This is a genomic window from Isoptericola sp. NPDC057559 (assembly GCF_042801555.1).
GTDB lineage: Bacteria > Actinomycetota > Actinomycetes > Actinomycetales > Cellulomonadaceae > Isoptericola.
The window spans coordinates 36140-56442 of sequence record NZ_JBHVFQ010000022.1; the positions used below are offsets into that span (position 1 = coordinate 36140).

Here is a 20303-nt window from a genome sequence, read left to right on the forward strand (position 1 = left end):
TCCGGTGACGCGACGAGGCCCGGCGGCACGCGCCGCCGGGCCTCGTCGCGTCGCGGGCCAGGGAGCGTCAGCTCCGCATGTCCATGACGACGCGGCCGTCGATCTTGCCGGCGATCATCTCGTCGAAGATCGCGTTGATGTCGCCGAGCGGGCGGACGGTGTAGGTCGGGTCGACCTTGCCGCGGGCGAAGAAGTCCAGGGCTTCCGCCATGTCCTTGCGCGTGCCGACGATCGAGCCGCGGACGGTGAGGCCGAACAGGACGGTGGTGAAGATGTCGAGCGGGAACTTCTCGGGGGGCAGGCCGACGAGCGAGACCGTGCCGCCCCGGCGCAGGGCCCCGACGGCCTGGGGGAAGGCGTGCGCGTTGACCGCCGTGACGAGCGCGCCGTGCACGCCGCCGCCCGTCTTCTCCTGGAGCTCGGCGGCCGCGTCGGCCGACGTCGCCGCGTTGACCGTCACCTCGGCGCCGTGCTTGCGCGCCAGCTCCAGCTTCGCGTCGTCCACGTCGACCGCGGCCACGCGGCGACCCATCGCGACCGCGTACTGGACGGCGATGTGCCCGAGCCCGCCGATGCCGGAGATCAGCACCCACTCGCCGGGCTTGGTGTCGGTGACCTTGAGGCCCTTGTAGACGGTGACGCCGGCGCAGAGGATCGGCCCGACGGCGGACAGGTCGACGCCCTCGGGGACGATCGGCGCGTAGCGGGAGTCGACGAGCATGTACTGGCCGAAGGAGCCGTCGACCGAGTAGCCGCCGTTCTTCTGGTTCGGGCAGAGCGTCTCCCACCCGGTCTCGCAGTACTCGCACTCGCCGCAGGCGCTCCACAGCCAGGCGTTGCCGACGGTGTCGCCGACCTTGACGCGCGTCACCTGGTCGCCCACGGCGACGACGTGGCCCACGCCCTCGTGCCCGGGGACGAACGGCGGGGCCGGCTTGACCGGCCAGTCGCCGTGGGCCGCGTGCAGGTCGGTGTGGCAGACGCCGGTGTAGTCCACCTTGACGAGTGCCTCGTGGGGTCCGGGGGCGGGGATCTCCCGGTCCTCGACGACGAGTGGCTCGGTGAACGAGTGGACGACCGCGGCCTGCATGGTGCTCATCTGCTTCTCCCTTCACGGGCCGCGCGACGGGCGGCCCACACGGCGTGCTGCTGATATCTCGACGGTAGGCGCAGAGCACCGCCGTCGCACCGGGAGCGGATTGTGAATACCGTCACAAGCCGCAGGATCCGGCCGGTCGTGGCATGTGAAATCATTCACAAGCGATCGGGCATGGGATGCGGAGCGGCATCCGGGGGTGCGGGGCGACGTCGGGCGGGGGTGTGCGACAGGGCACGCGGCCGAGGGGCGGACGGCGCTCCCGGCGTCCCGCCGGTTCCGTAGACTGACGAGGTGACCACCCCTCTGTCCGCCCCCGCGCCCGCGGGCGGGGTCGACGGCGCGCGGCTGCCGCTGCGCCCGGAGCTCGCCGACGAGGCGCCCTACGGCGCCCCGCAGCTCGACGTCCCCGTGCTGCTGAACGTGAACGAGAACCCGTACGCGCCGTCCGAGGCCGTCGTCGCGACGATCGCCCGCTACGTGGCCGACGCGGCGCGCGGGCTCAACCGCTACCCGGACCGCGACTTCGCCGCCCTCCGTGGCGACCTGGCCGACTACCTGGAGCTCGAGTCCGGGGTCCGCCTCGCGCCCGAGCAGGTCTGGGCCGCGAACGGGTCCAACGAGGTCATGCTGCACCTCCTGCAGGCGTTCGGCGGCCCCGGACGCACGGCGGTGTCGTTCGCGCCCACCTACTCGATGTACCCCGAGTACGCGCGGGACACCCACACGCGCTGGGTCACCGGCCGGCGGGAGAGCGACTTCACGCTCGACGTCGAGCACGCGGTCGCGACGATCGAGGAGGTCCGCCCGTCGGTGATCCTCCTGGCGAGCCCCAACAACCCGACCGGGACGGCGCTCCCGCTCGCGACGGTGGAGGCGATCCTCGCCGCCGCGGCGCGGGTCGAGGTGCCGGACGCCCCGGCGCACGCCGGCCGCCGCGCGGGCGCCGTCGTCGTCGTGGACGAGGCCTACGCCGAGTTCCGCCGCCCGGGCACGCCGTCGGCGCTCGAGCTGCTCGCCGCGCACCCGCACCTCGCGGTGACGCGCACGATGTCGAAGGCCTTCGCCGCGGCCGGGCTGCGGCTCGGCTACCTCGCGGCGTCGCCCGCGCTCGTCGACGCGCTGCGGGTCGTGCGCCTGCCGTACCACCTGTCCGCCGTGACGCAGGCGGCCGCGCGGGGCGCGCTCGCCCACCACGAGGAGCTGCGTGCCCAGGTGCGCGACGTGCGCGGCGAGCGCGACGCGCTCGTGGGCTGGCTGCGGGAGCAGCGGGTCGCGGGCCGGCCCCTGCAGGTGGCCGACTCCGACGCGAACTTCGTGCTGTTCGGCACGTTCGGCGACCGGCACGCGGTCTGGCAGGGCCTGCTCGACCGCGGCGTCCTCATCCGCGAGACCGGCCCCGACGGCTGGCTCCGGGTCTCCGTGGGCACGCCCTCGGAGAACGCCGCGTTCCGGGCCGCCTTCACCGAGGTCGTCACCGGCGCCGAGGCGCCCGAGAAGGAGGACTGATGCAGCACCGCACGGCCCGCGTGGAGCGCACGACGAGCGAGTCGAGCGTCGTCGTCGAGCTCGACCTCGACGGCACGGGGCGCACGGAGGTCTCGACCACCGTGCCCTTCTACGACCACATGCTCACGGCGCTGGGCAAGCACTCGCTGATCGACCTCACCGTGCGCGCCACGGGCGACACCCACATCGACGCGCACCACACCGTCGAGGACGTCGCCATCGTGCTCGGGGAGGCCCTGCGCGAGGCGCTCGGGGACAAGCGCGGCATCTCCCGCTTCGGCGACGCGACGGTGCCGCTCGACGAGGCGCTCGCGCTCGCCGTGGTCGACGTCTCGGGCCGCCCGTACCTGGTGCACTCGGGGGAGCCGGAGGGGCAGGAGTACCACCTCATCGGCGGGCACTTCACCGGGTCGCTCACGCGGCACGTGCTCGAGTCGATCGCGCACCACGCGGGCATCTGCGTGCACGTGCGCGTCCTCGCCGGCCGCGACCCGCACCACATCGTCGAGGCCCAGTTCAAGGCGCTGGCCCGTGCGCTGCGCGCCGCCGTCGCCCCCGACCCGAGGGTCGAGGGCGTCCCGTCCACGAAGGGTGCGCTGTAGAAGCATGACCACCGATCCCGACCAGCACCCTGACCAGCAGCCGGGCCTGCCGGACGAGCTGCCCGAGGGCTTCGAGGTCCCCGACGACCTGTCGGGCCTCGACGGCACGTCGGCCGACCCGGACCTGGCCGTCCTGATCACGCAGATCGCGGGGGCGGAGCCCCTGGCGGCCGCCTGCGCGCTCGCCGAGCTCGACGTCGACGCCGCGCCCACGCCGGTCGGCGCGCTCGCCGTGCTGCGCTCCACCGGCGACGACGCGCCCGCGCAGGCCGCCGCCGCGATCTCGAAGCTCGTGGCCGGGGTGCCGCTCGTCCTCGTGACCCGCCAGGGGGAGCAGCTCACCTGCGTGCGCTATGTCGACGGCGCCGCCGAGGGCGAGCTGCCGCCGGGGCTGGTGCTCGGCGGCGCGCCGGAGGCGCTCGAGGACCTCGTCACCGGTCAGATCACCGTGGCCGACCTGCCGGGCGTCGTGCCGTCGGCGAGCATCGGCCGGTTCAAGGCGATGCGGATGCTCACGGGCGCCGCGCGCAAGGCCCGCAAGAAGCAGCAGTAGGGGGACGGATGCCCGACACGCCTCGCGAGGGGGCCGACCTGGCCGCCGTGCAGGCCGCCGCGGGGATCTCCCCGCTGCTGCCGCACGGTGGCGCCGCCGCCGACCTGAACCCCGCGCCCACCACGCCGTCGGCCGGGCGCCGCCGCGTGGTGGTGCTCGACTACGGCTTCGGCAACGTCCGCTCGGCCGTGCGCGCGCTCGAGCGCGTCGGCGCGGAGGTGGAGCTCACCGCCGACCTCGCGCGCGCCGCAGAAGCGGACGGGCTCGTCGTCCCCGGCGTGGGTGCCTTCGCGGCCTGCATGGCCGGCCTGCGCGCGGTGCGCGGCGACCAGGTGGTCGACCGTCGCCTCGCCGGCGGGCGACCCGTCCTCGGCATCTGCGTCGGCATGCAGGTCATGTTCGACGCCGGAGTGGAGCACGGCGAGCGCGCCGAAGGGCTGGGCGAGTGGCCCGGCGTCGTCGAGCGCCTCGAGGCCCCGGTCGTGCCGCACATGGGCTGGTCGCCGGTCGAGGTGCCCGACGGGTCGCGCCTGTTCGCCGGCGTCGAGCACGAGCGGTTCTACTTCGTGCACTCCTACGCCGCGCAGGAGTTCACCCAGGGGCACGACGGCGACGCGGACCCGCGGTACACGCCGCCGCTGGTCACGTGGGCCCGGCACGGCGCGCCCGGCTCCGAGGCGCGGTTCGTCGCCGCCGTCGAGAGCGGTCCGCTGGCCGCCACGCAGTTCCACCCCGAGAAGTCCGGCGACGCCGGCGCCACCCTGCTGGAGAACTGGGTGCGCTCGCTCTGACCCCCGCCGCCCGGCCCGCGCAGCGCCGGGGGCACCCCGACCTCACCGACCGATGGAGAGAACCCCGTGACCGACCGCCTCGTGCTCCTGCCCGCCGTCGACGTCGCCGACGGCCAGGCCGTCCGCCTCGTGCAGGGGGAGGCCGGCTCCGAGACGTCCTACGGCGACCCGCTGGCCGCCGCCCGCGACTGGCAGGCCGGCGGCGCCGAGTGGATCCACCTCGTCGACCTCGACGCCGCCTTCGGGCGCGGGTCGAACGCCGAGCTCCTCGCGCAGGTCGTGGCCGAGCTCGACGTGCAGGTCGAGCTGTCCGGCGGCATCCGTGACGACGCGTCCCTCGAGCGCGCCCTCGCGACCGGCGCGCGCCGCGTCAACATCGGCACCGCGGCGCTCGAGGACCCGGAGTGGACCGCCCGCGTCATCGCCGAGCACGGCGACGCCGTCGCGGTGGGCCTCGACGTGCGCGGCACGACGCTCGCCGCCCGAGGCTGGACGCAGGAGGGCGGCGACCTGTGGGAGGTGCTCGCGCGGCTCGACGACGCCGGGTGCGCGCGCTACGTCGTCACCGACGTGACCAAGGACGGCACGCTGCGCGGCCCCAACGTCGACCTGCTGCGCGAGGTCGCGTCGCGCACGCCCGCCAAGGTGGTCGCGTCGGGCGGGATCTCGTCCCTCGCCGACCTGGAGGCGCTGCGCGCCCTGGTGCCGGACGGCGTCGAGGGCGCCGTCGTGGGCAAGGCGCTGTACGCCGGGGCGTTCACGCTCCCCGAGGCGCTCGACGTGGCGGGCCGGCCGTGACGACCCCCGCCGGCGGCACCGGCGATGCCGGCGAGGGGCGGGCCCTGCCGGGCCACCTGAAGTCGATCCAGCCCACCTCGCAGTTCGCGGGCGACGACGGCACCGCCGACCCGGAGCTCGCCCAGCTGCTCCGGGCGCACGCCGACGGCGCCGGGTCGCTCCGGGACGTCGTCCGCCGCCTCGCCGCCACCCGCGTGCTCGTGCCCGTGCTGGCCGAGCTCGCGGTGGCGGACGTCGTCGAGCACGAGGGCCCGTCCGGGACGCAGGAGCTGCACGTCGACAAGGAGGCCGCGGCCGGCGTCGTGGCGATCGAGGCGCCCGACGGACGCCGCGCCCTGCCCGTCTTCACGTCGGTCGACGCGATGCGGGCCTGGCGCGCCGATGCGCGCCCCGTGCCCGTCGAGGCGCCCCGCGCGGCGCTGTCGGCGGTCAGCGAGGACTGGTCGTTGCTCGTGGTCGACCCCGCCGGCCCGGCCACCGCCCTCGTGCCGCGCCCCGCGGTGTGGGCGCTCGCGCAGGGGCACGAGTGGCTGCCCGCCCTCGTGGACGGCCCGGAGGGTGCCCCCGAGGTCGACGCGGAGGTCGCCGCGGCCGTGGCGGACGCCGCGGCCCCCGTGCAGCACGTCGTGCGCGCGCACGCCGAGCGCGGCCGGCGCGCGGAGATCGCCGTCGTCCTGGCGCTCGACCCCGGCCTGGACCGGGCGGGGCTGGACCGCGTGCTCGCCCAGGTGAACGCCCGGCTGGGCGCCTCGGCGGTGATCTCCTCGCGCGTCGACTCCCTCGAGCTGCGCGTCGGCGCCGCTCGCTGACCGCGCGCCCGGCGCGGCTACGGCTCGTCGGTCGCGGTGCCGGCGGGGCGGTCCGTCGCCTCGCCCGAGGGCTGGTCCGTGGGCTGATCGGTCGGCTGATCGGTCGGCTGGTCGGTCGGCTCGGCGCAGGGCGGCAGCGCCCGGAAGCCGTCGGTGTCGTCCAGCACGCGCTCGAGCGTGGACACGGGCACCAGCAGGGACCGGTCGTCGGAGGTCTTCGCGTACACGACGCCGATCACCCTGCCGTCCTCGTCGAGGGCGGCGGACCCGGACGACCCGGGCTCGACGGTCGCGTCGGTGAGCAGCACCTCGCCCAGGTTCTCGTGCAACGGGTCCGTCGTGGGCCCGATGACCTCCCCGGCCGTGATCGTGAGACGGCCGCCCTCCGGGTAGCCGACCACGGTCACGGCGTCGCCCGGTTCCGGGTCGGCGTCGGCGAGGGTCGGGTGGCTGGGCAGCGGGTCGGCGGTACGCACGAGGGCGAGGTCGGCGAGCGACGCGCTTCCCGCGGCCGCGACCGTGAGGTCACGGCCGTCGTACGTGCTGACCTCGAGCGTCTCCGAGTCGGCCACCACGTGCCGGTTGGTGATCAGGGTGTGCTCGTCGACCGCGAAGCCCGAGCCTGTCGACAGCCCGCTGCAGCCGACGTTGCGGATCCGCACGGCCATCCGCTGGACGGCGTCGAAGCCGTCGGGGGAGAGGCCCTCGGCGCCGCTCGGGTCGAGCGACGGGGCGGCGCTGGGGGCCACACCGGTCGGTACGACGTCGCTCGGCACCGGGTCCGGCAACGAGGGCAGCACCCCGCACCCGGCGAGGGCCGCGGCGAGGAGCAGGACGGGCGCCGCCCGCAGCGCCCGTTCGGCCCGGCGGCCGGGCGGCCGGGTCACTGATCGAGCTCCCGCTGGAGCTGGTCGCTCGCCTTGGAGGCCTGCTTGCACAGCGTGCCGACGTCGGACGCGAACCGGTCGAGGTCCTTCGCGTCGTAGGCGTCGCGGTCCTCCAGCGCGGAGATGAGCTGGGACTGCGCGTCGACGCAGTCCCCCAGGGCGGTCGTCACGACGCCCGCCGCCTCGCTCACGCGGCGCTGGTAGTCCACGTACTGCTGCGAGGCCACGTTCTCGTCGCCGAGCTGGGCCTTCTCGTTGGCGAGGTCGGTGATGCGGGCGGTCGCGGTGGCGAGCTGCTCGCGGGCGGCGACGAGCTCGGCGTCGGTGGCGCTCAGCTCCGCGTCGAGGGCCGCGACGCGGTCGGCGTACCCGCGGGCCTCGCCCTCCCAGGTGTCGCTGTGGGCCTGCCAGCGCGCCGTGGTGACCCACAGGTACGCGCCGACGCCGAGCGCGCCCGCGAGGAGCAGGGCGAGCACGACGACCGCCGTCCGCCGGTCGCGGCGTCGCGCCGGCCCGGCGCCGGCCGGCGTCGCCGGGTCCGGTGCCGGGTCCGGCGACGGAGGCGGCGGCCAGGCGGACGGGGCGGACATGTCAGACGACGGAGCCCGTGTACTTCTCGCCGGGGCCCTCGCCCGGGGCGTCCGGCACGACCGACGCCTCGCGGAACGCGAGCTGCAGCGACTTGAGCCCGTCGCGCAGGGAGCGGGCGTGCTGGTTGCCGATGTCGGGGGCGCTGGCCGTGACGAGCGCGGCCAGCGCGGTGATGAGCTTGCGGGCCTCGTCGAGGTCGAGGTGATCCTGCGCCTCGGCGTCCTCTGCCAGGCCGCACTTCACGGCGGCGGCGCTCATGAGGTGCACCGCGGCGGCGGTGATCACCTCGACGGCGGCGACATCGGCGATGTCGCGCGTCGCGGAGTCTTCGGTGGTGGTGGGGGTCGCGTCGGGCGTGGTGCTCATGGGGACCATCTTCGCATCGGGGCGGGCGGGCGACGACGGCCGAGGCCGGGCCCCCGGCGGGGACCCGGCCTCGGCTGCGCGTGGTGCGACGGTCAGATGCCGACGGGCTCCACGTCGGGGCCGGAGCCGACCGCCGTGGGGCGGGGGGCACGGCCGGCCTCGACCTCGGCGCGCAGCTTGGCGCCGAGCTCGGCGTCGACGTTCGTCCAGTAGCCGTAGAAGCGCTCGCGGATCTCGTCGATCGTGATCGCGAGGCCCTGGCCCGTGAGGGTCTCGAGGAAGCGCGCCTTGGCGCCGTCGTCGAAGACCTCGCGGTAGAGGGTGCCCGCCTGGCCGAAGTCGGAGTCCTCGGAGCGCAGGGTCTGGGCGGAGCGCAGCAGGGCGCCGTCCGACTCCCACGCCGCCTCGGCGCCGCGGGCCGGGTCGGCCACGGGGCCGCCCTCGGTGCCGAAGGAGTTCGGCGTGTAGACGCGGTGCTCCGGGCCGTTGAAGTGGTACTGCATCGGGCCCTGGTGCATGTAGTTCGCCACGGGCGCGGCGTGCGCCTGGTTCACCGGCAGCTGGTTGAAGTTGGCGCCGATGCGGTGGCGGTGCGCGTCGTTGTAGGCGAACACGCGGGCCATGAGCATCTTGTCGGGCGAGATGCCGGTGCCCGGCACCTGGTTGCCCGGCGAGAACGCGGCCTGCTCGATCTCCGCGAAGAAGTTGCGCGGGTTGCGGTTCAGCGTGAACGTGCCGACCTTGATGAGCGGGTAGTCCGCGTGCGGCCAGACCTTCGTCATGTCGAAGGGGTTGAAGCGGTAGTCCTTGGCGTCCTCGTACGGCATGACCTGGACCTTGACGTCCCACGAGGGGAAGTCGCCGCGGTCGATGGCCTCGTACAGGTCGCGGCGGTAGTAGTCCGCGTCCTCGCCCGCGATGCGCTCGCCGTCCTCGGCCGACATGTGCTCCACGCCCTGTGCGGAGATGAAGTGGTACTTCACCCAGAAGCGCTCGCCCTCGGCGTTGACCCACTGGTAGGTGTGCGAGCCGTAGCCGTTGAGGTGGCGCCACGACTTCGACAGGCCGCGGTCGCCCATGACGTAGGTGACCTGGTGGGCCGTCTCGGGGGAGAGGGTCCAGAAGTCCCACTGCATGTCGGCGTCCCGCAGGCCCGAGGCGCCGAGGCGCTTCTGGGAGTGGATGAAGTCGGGGAACTTCATCGCGTCGCGGAGGAAGAACACCGGGGTGTTGTTGCCGACGATGTCGAGGTTGCCCTCGGTCGTGTAGAAGCGCAGCGAGAAGCCGCGCACGTCGCGCCAGGTGTCGGGGGAGCCCTGCTCGCCCGCGACGGAGGAGAAGCGCAGGAGCGTCTCGCTCGTCGCGCCCTTCTGGAAGACGGCGGCGCGGGTGTAGCGCGAGACGTCCTCGGTGACGACGAGCTCGCCGAAGGCGCCGCCGCCCTTCGCGTGCGGGTTGCGCTCGGGCACGCGCTCGCGGTTGAAGGAGGCGAGCTTCTCGACCAGGTAGCGGTCGTGCAGGACGGTGGGCCCGTCCGCACCCACGGTCAGGGAGTGCGCGTCGCTCGCGACCGGGGTACCGGTCTGCGTCGTCGTGAACGGCGTCGTCATGTGATGACGTCCTCTCTCAGGGGGGGTTCCGGTTCAGATGGTCGTGCCGGTGGACCCGGCCGCCGGGACGGGGTCGGCAGCGGTGCCGCCGGCACAGGCGGGGCACAGGCCCCAGAAGGTGACCTCGGCGAGGTCGACGGCGAAGCCGTGGGACGCGCTCGGCGTCAGGCAGGGCGCGTGCCCCACCGTGCAGTCGACGTCGGCGACCGTGCCGCAGGAGCGGCACACCACGTGGTGGTGGTTGTCGCCGGTGCGGCGCTCGTACCGCGCGGGGTGGCCCGCCGGCTCCATGCGGCGCAGCAGGCCGACGGACGTGAGCGCGTGCAGGCAGTCGTAGACGGCCTGCACGGACACCGAGCCGAGGTCGGCGCGCACCGCGCGCACGACGTCGTCCGCGGTGGCGTGCTGGTGCTCGGAGAGCGCGCGCAGGACGGCGAGCCGCGAGCCGGTGACGCGCAGTCCGCGCTCCCGGAGCAGCACGTCGTCCGTCCCTGCCGTGGTCATGACGGCGACCCTGCCACACATTCTGGAACGATTCCAGTAAAGTCCGCGGGGTGGCGTCGGGGGCGCGCGGGAGCCGCACGTCACACCCGGCGGGCCGTGGCCGAGACCGTGCCGGCGCCGATCTCGTGCTAATCTCGATGGCTGACCGACCTGTATCCGTGCGCACGGTGCTCCGAGCGAGCCGCCGTCGTCGGGTCCAGGTGCATCAAGTGGATTCCATCCCACCCGAGCACCGACCGAGCGCCCATGGCGCCGACAGGGGCCGGGTCCCGGTCGGACGCTCGTCGTGGGCGTCCGCCTCGGTCGCCGGAGCGTTCGCGCCCCGGCGTCGGTAGATGGCCTCCACCTGTGCTCAGGTCGGGGGCCTTTCCCGTCCCTGGCGGTCTACCGACGAGTTCCTAGGAGCATCACCATCAGCGAGCCTCGCATCAACGATCGGATCCGCGTCCCCGAGGTCCGACTCATCGGCCCGGGCGGGGAGCAGGTCGGCGTGGTCGCCACGGGAGTCGCCCTGAAGCTTGCCCAGGACGCCGACCTCGACCTCGTCGAGGTGGCCCCGGACGCCCGTCCGCCCGTCGCCAAGCTCATGGACTTCGGCAAGTTCAAGTACGAGTCGGACATGAAGGCGCGCGAGGCGCGGCGCAACCAGGCGAACACGGTCCTCAAGGAGATCCGGTTCCGCCTGAAGATCGACCCGCACGACTACGGCACCAAGAAGGGCCACGTCGTCCGCTTCCTCGAGGCGGGGGACAAGGTCAAGGTCATGATCATGTTCCGCGGTCGCGAGCAGTCGCGCCCGGAGATGGGCGTGCGCCTGCTGCAGCGCCTCGCGGAAGAGGTGTCGGACCTCGGCTTCGTCGAGTCGATGCCGAAGCAGGACGGCCGCAACATGACCATGGTGCTCGGCCCGGTGAAGAAGAAGGCCGACGCCAAGGTCGAGCAGCGCAAGCGGTCCAGCGAGATCAACGCGCAGCGCAAGACCAAGTCGGAGGTCAAGGCCGAGGCGCGTGCGCGCGCCGAGGGCGACACCACGCCGGTCTCCGCCGAGCCCGTCGTCGACGAGGCCCCCGAGACGCCCGTCGTCGAGGAGGCGCCCGCGGTCGAGCAGGCGCCCGTCGTCGACGAGGCTCCCGAGACTCCCGTCGTCGACGAGGCCCCCGAGACGCCCGTCGTCGAGGAGGCGCCCGTCGCCGAGCCGGCTCCGGAGCCCCGGAAGGTGGCCGAGAAGAAGGCGCCCGCCCCGGCCAAGGCCGCTCCGGCGAAGGCTGCTCCGGCCAAGGCCGCTGCGGCGGCGCCGGCCAAGCCCGCCGCTGCGCCGAAGCCCGCGACCCCGGCCAAGCCGGCTGCGGCCGCGACGCCGAAGCCCGCGACGCCGAAGCCCGGCACCCCGCGGCCGCCGGCCCCGCGTCCGAAGCCGACCCCCCGCGCGGGGCGCTGAGGCCTCATACCGACCATCTGGCACCGGGCCGCTCGCCGGCCCCGGTCCGCACCACGTCCCCGCCACCCGGCGGGTGACCGACACGAGGAGAGACGGCAGTCATGCCGAAGAACAAGACGCACTCCGGCGCCAAGAAGCGTTTCCGGGTCACCGGCAGCGGCAAGGTCATGCGTGAGCAGACGAACGCTCGCCACTACCTCGAGCACAAGTCCAGCCGCCGCACCCGCCGTCTGGCCCAGGACCAGGTGGTCTCGGCCGCCGACGTCAAGACCATCAAGAAGCTGCTCGGTATGTGACGCCCTCGGCGGTCACCCGCTCTCCGGTACCACACCGGCGAGCTCGACCGCCGGGTCCACTTCCGGTCCCGACACTGCAAGGAGCATCACGTGGCACGCGTGAAGCGGGCGGTCAACGCCCACAAGAAGCGCCGTACGACCCTCGAGCGCGCCAGCGGCTACCGCGGCCAGCGTTCGCGCCTGTACCGGAAGGCGAAGGAGCAGGTCACCCACTCCCTCGTCTACTCGTACCGCGACCGCAAGGCGAAGAAGGGCGACTTCCGCAAGCTGTGGATCCAGCGCATCAACGCTGCGTCCCGCGCGCAGGGGCTGACCTACAACCGCCTCATCCAGGGCCTGAAGGCCGCTGGTGTCGAGGTCGACCGTCGCATGCTCGCCGAGCTCGCGGTCAACGACGTGGCGGCGTTCAACGCGCTCGTCCAGGTCGCCAAGGACGCGCTGCCGGCCGACGTCAACGCGCCCAAGGCCGCCTGAGCCGACCGCTCAGCACCCCGGACGCCCGGACACCCCTGATCTGTCGATGCCCCGCATCCCCGACGTGACGCTCGCCAACCCGCGAGCCGACCGGGTCAAGCAGGTCAGGGCGCTGTCCGGGCGTCCTGCGCGTTCCCGGCACGGACAGTTCCTCGTCGAGGGACCGCAGGGCGTGCGCGAGGCGGTGCGCCACGCGCCCGCCGACGTCCGGGACCTGTACCTCACCCCGGCGGCGGCCGAGCGCTACGACGAGATCGTGGCGGCGGCCGACGACGCCGGGCTGCGCCTGCACGTGGGCACGCCCGAGGTGCTCGAGGCGATGAGCCCCGACGCCCAGGGCGTGCTCGCGGTCGTGCGGGCCCGCCCGCTCGCGCTCGACGACGCCCTGCGCGGGCTCGACGCGCGGCCCCTGCTGGTCTCCGTGCTCGCGAACGTCCGCGACCCGGGCAACGCCGGCACCGTCATCCGCGCGTCCGACGCCGCCGGGGCGGACCTCGTGGTGCTCGCCGGCGAGAGCGTCGACGTGCACAACCCGAAGGTCGTGCGCTCCACGGCCGGCTCGCTCTTCCACCTGCCGGTCGTGACGGGGGTGCCCCTGGCCGACGTCGTCGGCGCGGTGCACGACGCGGGCTGCGTCGTCCTCGCCGCCGACGGCACGGGCGTCCACGACCTCGACGACCTGCTCGACGTGGCCGGCTCCGCACCGGCCGGGCGGCCCGACCTCGCCGGCTCCACGGCCTGGGTCTTCGGAAACGAGGCGTGGGGTCTGCCCGAGGCGGACCGCGCCCTGGCGGACGCCGTCGTGCGCGTGCCCATCCGCGGCCGCGCCGAGTCGCTCAACCTCGCCACCGCCGCCACGGTGTGCTTGTACGCGAGCGGGCGCGCGCAGCGCGCGGTCCGCTCCGACTGACTCCACGCCAGCGGCCGCGCCCAGCGCTAGCCCGCGGGTCGCGCGAGGCGCCCCTCCGCCCGGTCGCGGATGCCGCGCAGCATCGCGGCCGACATCACCCAGCTCACCAGCTGGGTGGCCTCCACGACCAGGCGGCCGGCCACGCCGCGCGCCCGGTAGCGCTCGCGCACCAGCAGCCGCGTCCCGACGGCGCGCCCCTCCCACGGGAGCAGCACGAACGCCCACGAGAAGTCGAACGGCGGCGGACCTGTCGCCGGCCCACCGGGCCCGGGACCGCCGCCGTGCAGGACGAGGTGGCGCCCTTGCTGCACGGCCGCCACCCGGAGCCCGAACCCGTCGGCGAGGTCGACCTGGTCGCCCACCGCGAGGTCCTGCCACGCCGCCTCCACGCGGTCCGCGGAGCGGATGTCCAGCCCGACCATCCGCTCCAGGCGGTCGTGGGAGTAGAACCCCCCGCGGCCGTACCCGAGCTGGACGAGCCAGGGCCACACCTCGGACGGCGGCGTGCCGATGCCGACGGCGCGGGTCGCGACGACGTCGGCCGCCGGCACGAGGTCGTCGCCCGGCAGCGGGAGGTCGGCCTCCAGGGCCGACGTGCCCCAGGTCTGCGTCATCCGTCGCGTCAGGAGGGCTGCCCCGACCCCGAGGGCGGCCAGGGTCGTCGCGGCGAGGACACGTCTGGACGAGGGCATGAGCCCAGCCTGCCGTCACCCGGGGCGGGGCGCGCGGGAACGGGCGCCGACCTGTCCGGTCGCCCGGTGCGGGCCTAGCATCGCGCCATGCGCCTCTTCACGGCCGTGTACCCCTCCGCCGCCGCCGGAGGCCACCTCGAGCTCGCCCTCGCGGGGGTGGGCGGCGGCGCGCGCTCGGACCCGGGCCGCGGCCTGCGCTGGGTGCCGCCCGAGCAGCGCCACGTGACGCTCGTCTTCCACGGCGAGGTGCCCGACGGCGCCGTGCCCGGCTACGTGGAGGCGCTGCGGCTCGCGCTGGCCGACGTGCCGCCGTTCGGGCTGGCCCTGGCCGGGAGCGGGTCCTTCGGCGGCCGGACGCTCTGGGTGGGGGTGGCGGGGGCGGTCGACGACCTGCGCCGCGCGGCCGGGCTCGCGCAGGACGCCGCGGTCGGCGCTGCCGGCCTGCCCGCCTCCGACCGCGCCTCGGGCCGCCCGCACCTCACCGTCGCGCGGGCCACCCTGCGCGCCGGGGACGGCGGCCGGGCCGTGGCCGGCGCGCGCGGCGGCTCGCGGCGCCCGCGCGGCCGTGAACCGGAGGCCTCGCCGCTGGTGCCGTGGGCGCAGGCCCTCGCCGTCTACCGCGGGCCCACCTGGGAGGTGGACACCGTCCACGTGGTCGCCTCGCGGCTCGGCGAGGGTCGCTCCGGCGGCCCGCTGCACGAGGACGTCGCGGTCGTCCCGCTCGCGGGCCACGACGGCGCCGAACCTCCCGTGCCATGATGGGAGGCGTGACACACCGCGACCGTCGATTTACCGGGCCCGCCACGGGCCCGGTCCCGGCTGCGCCCGCGCGCTGAGCGCGCGCGGCACCGCGGACGCCGACCTGACAGGCCCTGGCGGGCACCTAAACTGACCCCGCCGCCACACCCCTACGCAGGGACCCTCTCAGGAAGGCACGCATGTCCACGCCCGCACCCCCCTCAGACCTCGGCCCCGACCCGCTCGACGTCCCGGCCCTCGACGCCGCGGTCGACGACGCCCTCGCCGCCGTCGCCGCGGCGAGCGACCTCGACGAGCTCAAGGCCGTCCGCAGCGCCCACACCGGGGACAAGAGCCCGCTCGCGCAGGCGAACCGCGCCATCGGAGCCCTCCCCGGTGCCGACAAGGCCGCCGCCGGCAAGAACGTCGGCCCCCGCCGCGGCCGCGTGAACCAGGCGATCGCCGCGCGCCAGGCCGAGCTCGAGGCCGAGCGGGACGAGCGCGTCCTCGTCGACGAGGCCGTCGACGTCACGCTGCCGACCGACCGGCGACCGCTCGGGGCGCGGCACCCGATCGAGCTGGTCCAGGAGCGCGTCGCGGACTTCTTCGTCGGGATGGGCTGGGAGATCGCCGACGGGCCCGAGGTCGAGGCGGAGTGGTTCAACTTCGACGCCCTGAACTTCGACCCGGACCACCCGGCCCGGCAGATGCAGGACACGTTCTACGTGGAGGGCGAGGGCGGCAAGCCGTCCAACCTCGTGCTGCGCACGCACACGTCGCCGGTGCAGTCGCGCTCGCTGCTCTCCCGCGGCGTGCCGCTGTACGTCGCGTGCCCGGGCAAGGTGTTCCGCACCGACGCGCTGGACGCCACGCACACCCCGGTCTTCCACCAGGTCGAGGGCCTCGCGGTCGACAAGGGCCTGACGATGGCGAACCTGGTCGGCACGCTCGACGCGTTCGCGCGCGCCATGTTCGGCCCGGAGGCGCGTACGCGGCTGCGCCCGAGCTTCTTCCCCTTCACCGAGCCCAGCGCCGAGATGGACCTGTGGTTCCCGCAGAAGAAGGGCGGGGCCGGCTGGATCGAGTGGGGCGGCTGCGGCATGGTCAACCCGAACGTGCTGCGGGCGGCCGGGATCGACCCCGAGGAGTACCAGGGCTTCGCCTTCGGGATGGGCATCGAGCGCACGCTCATGCTGCGTCACACGATCGCGGACATGCACGACATCGTGGAGGGCGACGTGCGCTTCTCCACCCAGTTCGGGACGGAGATCTGATGCCTCGCATCGTCACTGACTGGCTCGGCGACTACGTCGAGCTGCCGGCGGACCTCACCGCGGAGCAGCTCGCGGCGGCGCTGGTGAAGGTCGGCCTGGAGGAGGAGGAGATCCACCCCGCCGCCGTCACCGGCCCGCTCGTCGTGGGCCGCGTGCTCGCGCAGACGCCCGAGCCGCAGAAGAACGGCAAGACCGTCAACTGGTGCCTGGTCGACGTCGGCCCGGAGCACAACGCCACGCAGATCAAGGGCGTCGACGACGCCGACGTCCCCGCCGGCGGCGCGCGCGGCGTCATCTGCGGCGCGCACAACTTCGGCGTGGGCGACCTCGTCGTGGTGTCGCTGCCGGGCACGGTGCTGCCCGGCGGCTTCGCGATCGCGGCGCGCAAGACCTACGGCCACGTCTCGGACGGCATGATCTGCTCGGTGCGCGAGCTGGGCATCGGCGAGGACCACGACGGCATCCTCGTGCTCACCCGCGCCGGCTTCGACGCCGCGGACCTCACCCCGGGCCAGGACGCGATCGCCCTGCTGGGGCTCGGCGACGAGGTGCTCGAGATCAACGTGACCCCGGACCGCGGGTACGCGTTCAGCTACCGCGGCGTGGCGCGCGAGTACTCCCACTCCACGGGCGCGCGCTTCACGGACCGGGGGCTCGCCGCGAACCTCCCCGTGCCCCCGCCGGCCGCCACGGCCGACGGGTTCGCGGTCGAGGTCGACGACGCGGCGCCGATCCACGGCCAGGTGGGCTGCGACCGGTTCGTCACCCGCGTCGTGCGCGGCATCGACCCCGCCGCCCCGACCCCGGACTGGATGAAGCGGCGCCTGGAGGGCTCGGGCATGCGCTCGATCTCCCTGGCCGTCGACGTCACCAACTACGTGATGCTCGACCTGGGACAGCCGCTGCACGCCTACGACCTGGCCGGGGTCGCCGCGCCGATCGTCGTCCGCCGGGCGGCTCCGGGGGAGCGCCTCACGACGCTCGACGACGTGGACCGCGCGCTGGACGCCGAGGACCTGCTCATCACCGACTCGCCCGCGGGCGGGCGCGGCGCGCGGGTGCTCGGCCTGGCCGGCGTCATGGGCGGGGCGTCGTCCGAGGTGGGCGACGCGACCACCGACGTGCTCGTCGAGGCCGCGCACTTCGACCCGATCACCGTGGCCCGCACGGCGCGCCGCCACCGGCTGCCGTCCGAGGCGGCCAAGCGGTTCGAGCGCGGCGTGGACCCGCTGCTGCCCGCCGTCGCGGCGCAGCGCGTGGTCGACCTGCTGGTCGAGCTGGGCGGCGGCACCGCCGACCCGGCCGTGAGCGACCTGGACGCGACGACGCCGCCCAAGCCCGTGCGGCTCGACGTCACGCTGCCCACCCGGCTGTCGGGCGTCGAGTACGACCGGGCGCAGGTGGTGGGCATCCTCGTCCAGATCGGCTGCACCGTGACCGACGCGGTGGCGGGTGCCGCCGTGGACGCGGTGCGCGTGACGCCGCCGTCGTGGCGTCCCGACCTCACCGAGCCGGCGGCGCTGGTCGAGGAGGTCGTGCGCATCGCGGGTTACGACCAGATCCCGTCGGTGCTCCCGGCCGCGCCCGGCGGGCGCGGCCTGACCAGCGAGCAGCGCGCTCGCCGCTCGGTGGCGCGCGCCCTCGCGGAGGCAGGGCTCGTCGAGGTGCTGTCCTACCCGTTCGTCGGGCAGGCGGACCTGGACGCGCTCGGCCTGCCCGCCGACGACGTCCGCCGCGAGACGCTGCGGCTGGCCAACCCGCTGGCCGACGACCGCCCGTTCCTGCGCGCCGACCTGCTCTCGACGCTGCTCGAGACCGCGCGCCGGAACGTCTCGCGCGGGCTGCCGGACGTCGCGGTGTTCGAGGTCGGCCTGGTCACGCGGCCGGTGCCGGGCACGCCCGCGCCGCCGCAGCTGCCCGTCGGCGTCCGACCGTCCGACGAGGACCTCACGGCGCTGGTCACCGCGGTGCCCGCCCAGCCGCGGCACGTCGCGGGTGTGCTCACCGGCAGGGCGCGCCCGGCCGGCTGGTGGGGCGACGGCCGCGCGGCCGACTGGACGGACGCGCTCGCCGCCGCCCGCCTGGTGGCCGAGCGGACCGGGGCCGAGGTCACGGTCGTGGCCGACGCGGTCACCATGCCGTGGCACCCCGGGCGCTGCGCGGCGCTCACGCTCGCCGACGGCACCGTCGTCGGGCACGCGGGCGAGCTGCACCCGAAGGTCGTCGAGGCGCTCGCCCTGCCGGCCCGCGCGGCGGCGTTCGAGCTCGACCTCGGTGCGCTGATCGCCGCGGGCGGGGACGAGCCGGTCACGGCGTCCCCGGTGTCGGCGTTCCCGGCCGCGAAGGAGGACTTCGCGTTCGTCGTCGACGCCGCGGTGCCCGCCGCGGACGTGCAGGCCGCCGTCGTGGCGGGCGCCGGCTCGCTGCTGGAGGACGCGCGCCTGTTCGACGTCTTCACCGGCGACCAGGTGGGGGAGGGCAAGAAGTCCCTCGCCTACTCGGTGCGGCTGCGCGCCGCGGACCGCACCCTCACCGCGGACGACGTGCGTGCCGTCCGCGAGGGCGTCGTCGCGGCGGCCGCGGAGCGCGTGGGGGCCGTGCTGCGTGGCTGAGCAGGCCGGGTCGCGCGTCGGCCCCCGGCCGCGGGAGGTCGTCCCCACGACGGTCCCCGCGGCCCGGACCGCGCTCGTCACCGGCGCGAGCCGGGGCATCGGCCGCGCCGTCGCGCTCGGGCTCGCGGCGGCGGGCCTGGACGTCGCCCTCGTCGCGCGCGACCCCGGCCGCCTCGCGGAGGTGGCGGCCGAGGTGCGCGCTCTCGGCCGGGTCGCCCTCCAGCTCCCGACCGACGTGACCGACGTGGCCGCCGTGGCGGCCGCCGTGCGGTCCGCCGAGGCGGCACCGGCAGACGGCGGGCTCGGCTCGGTGGACCTGCTCGTGAACAACGCGGGCCGCATCGACGCCGAGGTGCCGCTGTGGGAGGCCGACCCCGACGAGTGGTGGGCGGTGGTCGAGACCAACGTCCGCGGGCCGTTCCTGCTGGCCCGGCACGCGGTGCCGGGGATGCTCGCCCGGGGCGGCGGGCGCGTCGTCGACCTCAACAGCGGCGCGGGCTCGCACGACAACGCGGACGCGACGGCCTACAACGCGAGCAAGACGGCGCTGATGCGCCTCGGCGCCGGCCTCCACGACGCCGGCCACTCGCGCGGCCTGCGGGTCCTGGAGGTCGCGCCCGGGGTGGTGCGCACGGACATGACGGGCGCGATGCGCGCGCACGTGGGGCGGACCGAGTGGACGCCGGTCGAGCGGACCGTGGACCTGGTGACGGCGTTCGCGCGCGGCGACCTGGACGCCTGCTCCGGGTGGTTCGTCCGCGCCTCGCACGACACCCCGGACTCGCTGTCGCGGCTCGCGCGCGCCGCGACGGCGCCGGCCGCACGCCGGCTGCGGGTGCAGCCGGCGGCGGACGACGACCCGCTCGGCCCGATGCTCGTCGGTCGTTGACGTGCTCACCGGTCGCTGACCGGCGGCCGGCGGGCCCAGGGCGGACGGGTCAGTGGCGCTCGCCGCGCCAGCGGACCCACTGCTCGACGAGGGACAGGTCGTAGTCGGGCCCGCTCGTGCCGATCGTGAACAGGGTGGCGCCGGCGTCGAGCAGCTTCTGCCCGACCTCCTCCGGCGGGGCACCCACGCCGACCGAGCGCTCCACGAGCGCGGCGGTGTCGCGCCCGACGGCCGCGCCGTGCTCGTCGAGGATCGCGGACTTGCGGGTCAGGGTGTCGACGTCGCCGAACGAGTGCCAGACGTCGGCGTGCTCGGCCACGAGGCGCAGCGTCTTCTTCTCGCCCCCGCCGCCGATCAGGACCGGGATCTCCCGCGTCGGGGCGGGGTTGCCCGCCGCGAGCCGCGCCTTGATGCGGGGGAGCGCCTCGCCCAGGTCGGCGATGCGCGAGCCCGCGGTGCCGAACTCGTACCCGAACTGCTCGTAGTCCTTGGCGAACCAGCCCGCGCCGATGCCGAGGATCAGCCGGCCGCCGCTGATGTGGTCGACCGTGCGGGCCATGTCCGCGAGGAGCTCGGGGTTGCGGTAGGAGTTGCACGAGACGAGCGCGCCGATCTGCACGCGCTCGGTCTGCTCGGCCCAGGCGCCGAGCATCGTCCAGCACTCGAAGTGCTTGCCGTCGGGGTCGCCCGAGAGCGGGAAGAAGTGGTCCCAGTTGAAGATCACGTCCACGCCGGCGTCCTCGGCGCGCCGGACGGCGTCGCGCATCTGGGCGTAGTCGGCGTGCTGCGGCTGGAGCTGGACCCCGATGCGGATCGGGTGGGTGGTGTCGGTCACGTGCCCGAGCCTACGACCGCCGGACGGAG

22 protein-coding genes are annotated in these 20303 nt (G+C 75.1%); 14 read left to right on the forward strand and 8 right to left on the reverse strand.

The window, feature by feature from the left end:
- Positions 1 to 67 precede the first annotated feature (67 nt).
- Positions 68 to 1099 carry an alcohol dehydrogenase AdhP gene (gene adhP, locus ACFU5J_RS17230; protein WP_430575276.1) on the reverse strand — a complete coding sequence of 344 codons (1032 nt, stop codon included), beginning with the start codon at positions 1097 to 1099 and terminating at the stop codon, positions 68 to 70.
- 291 nt (positions 1100 to 1390) lie between these two features.
- Between adhP and ACFU5J_RS17235 the strand changes: the two genes are divergently transcribed.
- The 6 genes from ACFU5J_RS17235 (at position 1391) to ACFU5J_RS17260 (ending at position 6158) form a co-directional block, all read left to right on the forward strand.
- Positions 1391 to 2605, forward strand: coding sequence for a histidinol-phosphate transaminase (locus ACFU5J_RS17235; protein ID WP_430579544.1), 1215 nt, complete (start codon positions 1391 to 1393; stop codon positions 2603 to 2605).
- A complete protein-coding gene (hisB, locus tag ACFU5J_RS17240; protein WP_430575278.1) occupies positions 2605 to 3207 on the forward strand; it encodes an imidazoleglycerol-phosphate dehydratase HisB in 603 nt (200 codons plus the stop codon). Before ACFU5J_RS17235 ends, hisB begins: the two co-directional genes overlap by 1 nt.
- A gap of 4 nt (positions 3208 to 3211) precedes the next feature.
- Complete coding sequence (locus ACFU5J_RS17245) at positions 3212 to 3760, forward strand: hypothetical protein (RefSeq protein ID WP_430575279.1); 549 nt, start codon at positions 3212 to 3214, stop codon at positions 3758 to 3760.
- 8 nt (positions 3761 to 3768) lie between these two features.
- A complete protein-coding gene (gene hisH, locus ACFU5J_RS17250; protein ID WP_430575280.1) occupies positions 3769 to 4551 on the forward strand; it encodes an imidazole glycerol phosphate synthase subunit HisH in 783 nt (260 codons plus the stop codon).
- A gap of 66 nt (positions 4552 to 4617) precedes the next feature.
- Positions 4618 to 5349 carry a bifunctional 1-(5-phosphoribosyl)-5-((5-phosphoribosylamino)methylideneamino)imidazole-4-carboxamide isomerase/phosphoribosylanthranilate isomerase PriA gene (gene priA, locus ACFU5J_RS17255; RefSeq protein WP_430575281.1) on the forward strand — a complete coding sequence of 244 codons (732 nt, stop codon included), beginning with the start codon at positions 4618 to 4620 and terminating at the stop codon, positions 5347 to 5349.
- Positions 5346 to 6158: an SseB family protein gene (locus tag ACFU5J_RS17260; RefSeq protein WP_430579545.1), complete on the forward strand. Its 813-nt coding sequence runs from the start codon at positions 5346 to 5348 to the stop codon at positions 6156 to 6158. Before priA ends, ACFU5J_RS17260 begins: the two co-directional genes overlap by 4 nt.
- A 17-nt stretch (positions 6159 to 6175) precedes the next feature.
- Here ACFU5J_RS17260 and ACFU5J_RS17265 read toward each other — a convergent pair whose 3' ends face one another.
- The 5 genes from ACFU5J_RS17265 to ACFU5J_RS17285 form a co-directional block, all read right to left on the reverse strand.
- Entirely contained in the window at positions 6176 to 7045 is an 870-nt protein-coding gene (locus ACFU5J_RS17265; protein WP_430579546.1) for a trypsin-like peptidase domain-containing protein, read from the reverse strand.
- On the reverse strand, positions 7042 to 7635 hold the full coding sequence (locus tag ACFU5J_RS17270; protein WP_430579547.1) for a hypothetical protein: 594 nt from the start codon (positions 7633 to 7635) through the stop codon (positions 7042 to 7044). Before ACFU5J_RS17270 ends, ACFU5J_RS17265 begins: the two co-directional genes overlap by 4 nt.
- A 1-nt stretch (position 7636) precedes the next feature.
- Complete coding sequence (locus ACFU5J_RS17275) at positions 7637 to 8002, reverse strand: DUF1844 domain-containing protein (RefSeq protein WP_430575285.1); 366 nt, start codon at positions 8000 to 8002, stop codon at positions 7637 to 7639.
- A 92-nt stretch (positions 8003 to 8094) separates the two neighbouring features.
- Positions 8095 to 9612 (reverse strand): catalase, encoded by a 1518-nt coding sequence (locus ACFU5J_RS17280; protein ID WP_430579548.1) that lies wholly within the window; start codon positions 9610 to 9612, stop codon positions 8095 to 8097.
- 33 nt (positions 9613 to 9645) lie between these two features.
- Positions 9646 to 10116, reverse strand: coding sequence for a Fur family transcriptional regulator (locus ACFU5J_RS17285; protein WP_430579549.1), 471 nt, complete (start codon positions 10114 to 10116; stop codon positions 9646 to 9648).
- 463 nt (positions 10117 to 10579) lie between these two features.
- Here ACFU5J_RS17285 and infC point away from each other — a divergent pair, with 463 nt between their 5' ends.
- The 4 genes from infC (at position 10580) to ACFU5J_RS17305 (ending at position 13234) form a co-directional block, all read left to right on the forward strand.
- Complete coding sequence (gene infC, locus ACFU5J_RS17290; protein ID WP_430575382.1) at positions 10580 to 11554, forward strand: translation initiation factor IF-3; 975 nt, start codon at positions 10580 to 10582, stop codon at positions 11552 to 11554.
- A gap of 101 nt (positions 11555 to 11655) precedes the next feature.
- The gene (gene rpmI, locus ACFU5J_RS17295) at positions 11656 to 11850 is read left to right on the forward strand and encodes a 50S ribosomal protein L35 (RefSeq protein ID WP_430575288.1); all 195 of its coding nucleotides are present in this window, start codon (positions 11656 to 11658) and stop codon (positions 11848 to 11850) included.
- Between the two features lie 90 nt (positions 11851 to 11940).
- Positions 11941 to 12324, forward strand: a complete 384-nt coding sequence (rplT, locus tag ACFU5J_RS17300; RefSeq protein WP_079576292.1) for a 50S ribosomal protein L20 — start codon at positions 11941 to 11943, stop codon at positions 12322 to 12324.
- A 46-nt stretch (positions 12325 to 12370) separates the two neighbouring features.
- A complete protein-coding gene (locus ACFU5J_RS17305) occupies positions 12371 to 13234 on the forward strand; it encodes a TrmH family RNA methyltransferase (RefSeq protein WP_430579550.1) in 864 nt (287 codons plus the stop codon).
- 26 nt (positions 13235 to 13260) lie between these two features.
- Here the strand turns inward: ACFU5J_RS17305 and ACFU5J_RS17310 are convergent, their stop codons facing one another.
- Complete coding sequence (locus ACFU5J_RS17310) at positions 13261 to 13926, reverse strand: SRPBCC family protein (RefSeq protein ID WP_430579551.1); 666 nt, start codon at positions 13924 to 13926, stop codon at positions 13261 to 13263.
- A gap of 87 nt (positions 13927 to 14013) precedes the next feature.
- On the opposite strand from ACFU5J_RS17310, the gene ACFU5J_RS17315 reads away from it, so the two are divergent.
- The 4 genes from ACFU5J_RS17315 to ACFU5J_RS17330 all read left to right on the forward strand — a co-directional run bounded on the left by ACFU5J_RS17315 (position 14014) and on the right by ACFU5J_RS17330 (position 19439).
- Positions 14014 to 14685, forward strand: coding sequence for a 2'-5' RNA ligase family protein (locus ACFU5J_RS17315; protein WP_430579552.1), 672 nt, complete (start codon positions 14014 to 14016; stop codon positions 14683 to 14685).
- 179 nt (positions 14686 to 14864) lie between these two features.
- The gene (pheS, locus tag ACFU5J_RS17320) at positions 14865 to 15938 is read left to right on the forward strand and encodes a phenylalanine--tRNA ligase subunit alpha (protein WP_430575292.1); all 1074 of its coding nucleotides are present in this window, start codon (positions 14865 to 14867) and stop codon (positions 15936 to 15938) included.
- Positions 15938 to 18550 carry a phenylalanine--tRNA ligase subunit beta gene (gene pheT, locus ACFU5J_RS17325; protein WP_430579553.1) on the forward strand — a complete coding sequence of 871 codons (2613 nt, stop codon included), beginning with the start codon at positions 15938 to 15940 and terminating at the stop codon, positions 18548 to 18550. Before pheS ends, pheT begins: the two co-directional genes overlap by 1 nt.
- Positions 18543 to 19439, forward strand: a complete 897-nt coding sequence (locus ACFU5J_RS17330) for an SDR family NAD(P)-dependent oxidoreductase (RefSeq protein WP_430579554.1) — start codon at positions 18543 to 18545, stop codon at positions 19437 to 19439. The genes pheT and ACFU5J_RS17330 overlap by 8 nt, the downstream gene beginning before the upstream one ends.
- A 49-nt stretch (positions 19440 to 19488) precedes the next feature.
- Here ACFU5J_RS17330 and ACFU5J_RS17335 read toward each other — a convergent pair whose 3' ends face one another.
- On the reverse strand, positions 19489 to 20274 hold the full coding sequence (locus tag ACFU5J_RS17335; protein ID WP_430579555.1) for an LLM class F420-dependent oxidoreductase: 786 nt from the start codon (positions 20272 to 20274) through the stop codon (positions 19489 to 19491).
- Positions 20275 to 20303: the final 29 nt, after the last annotated feature.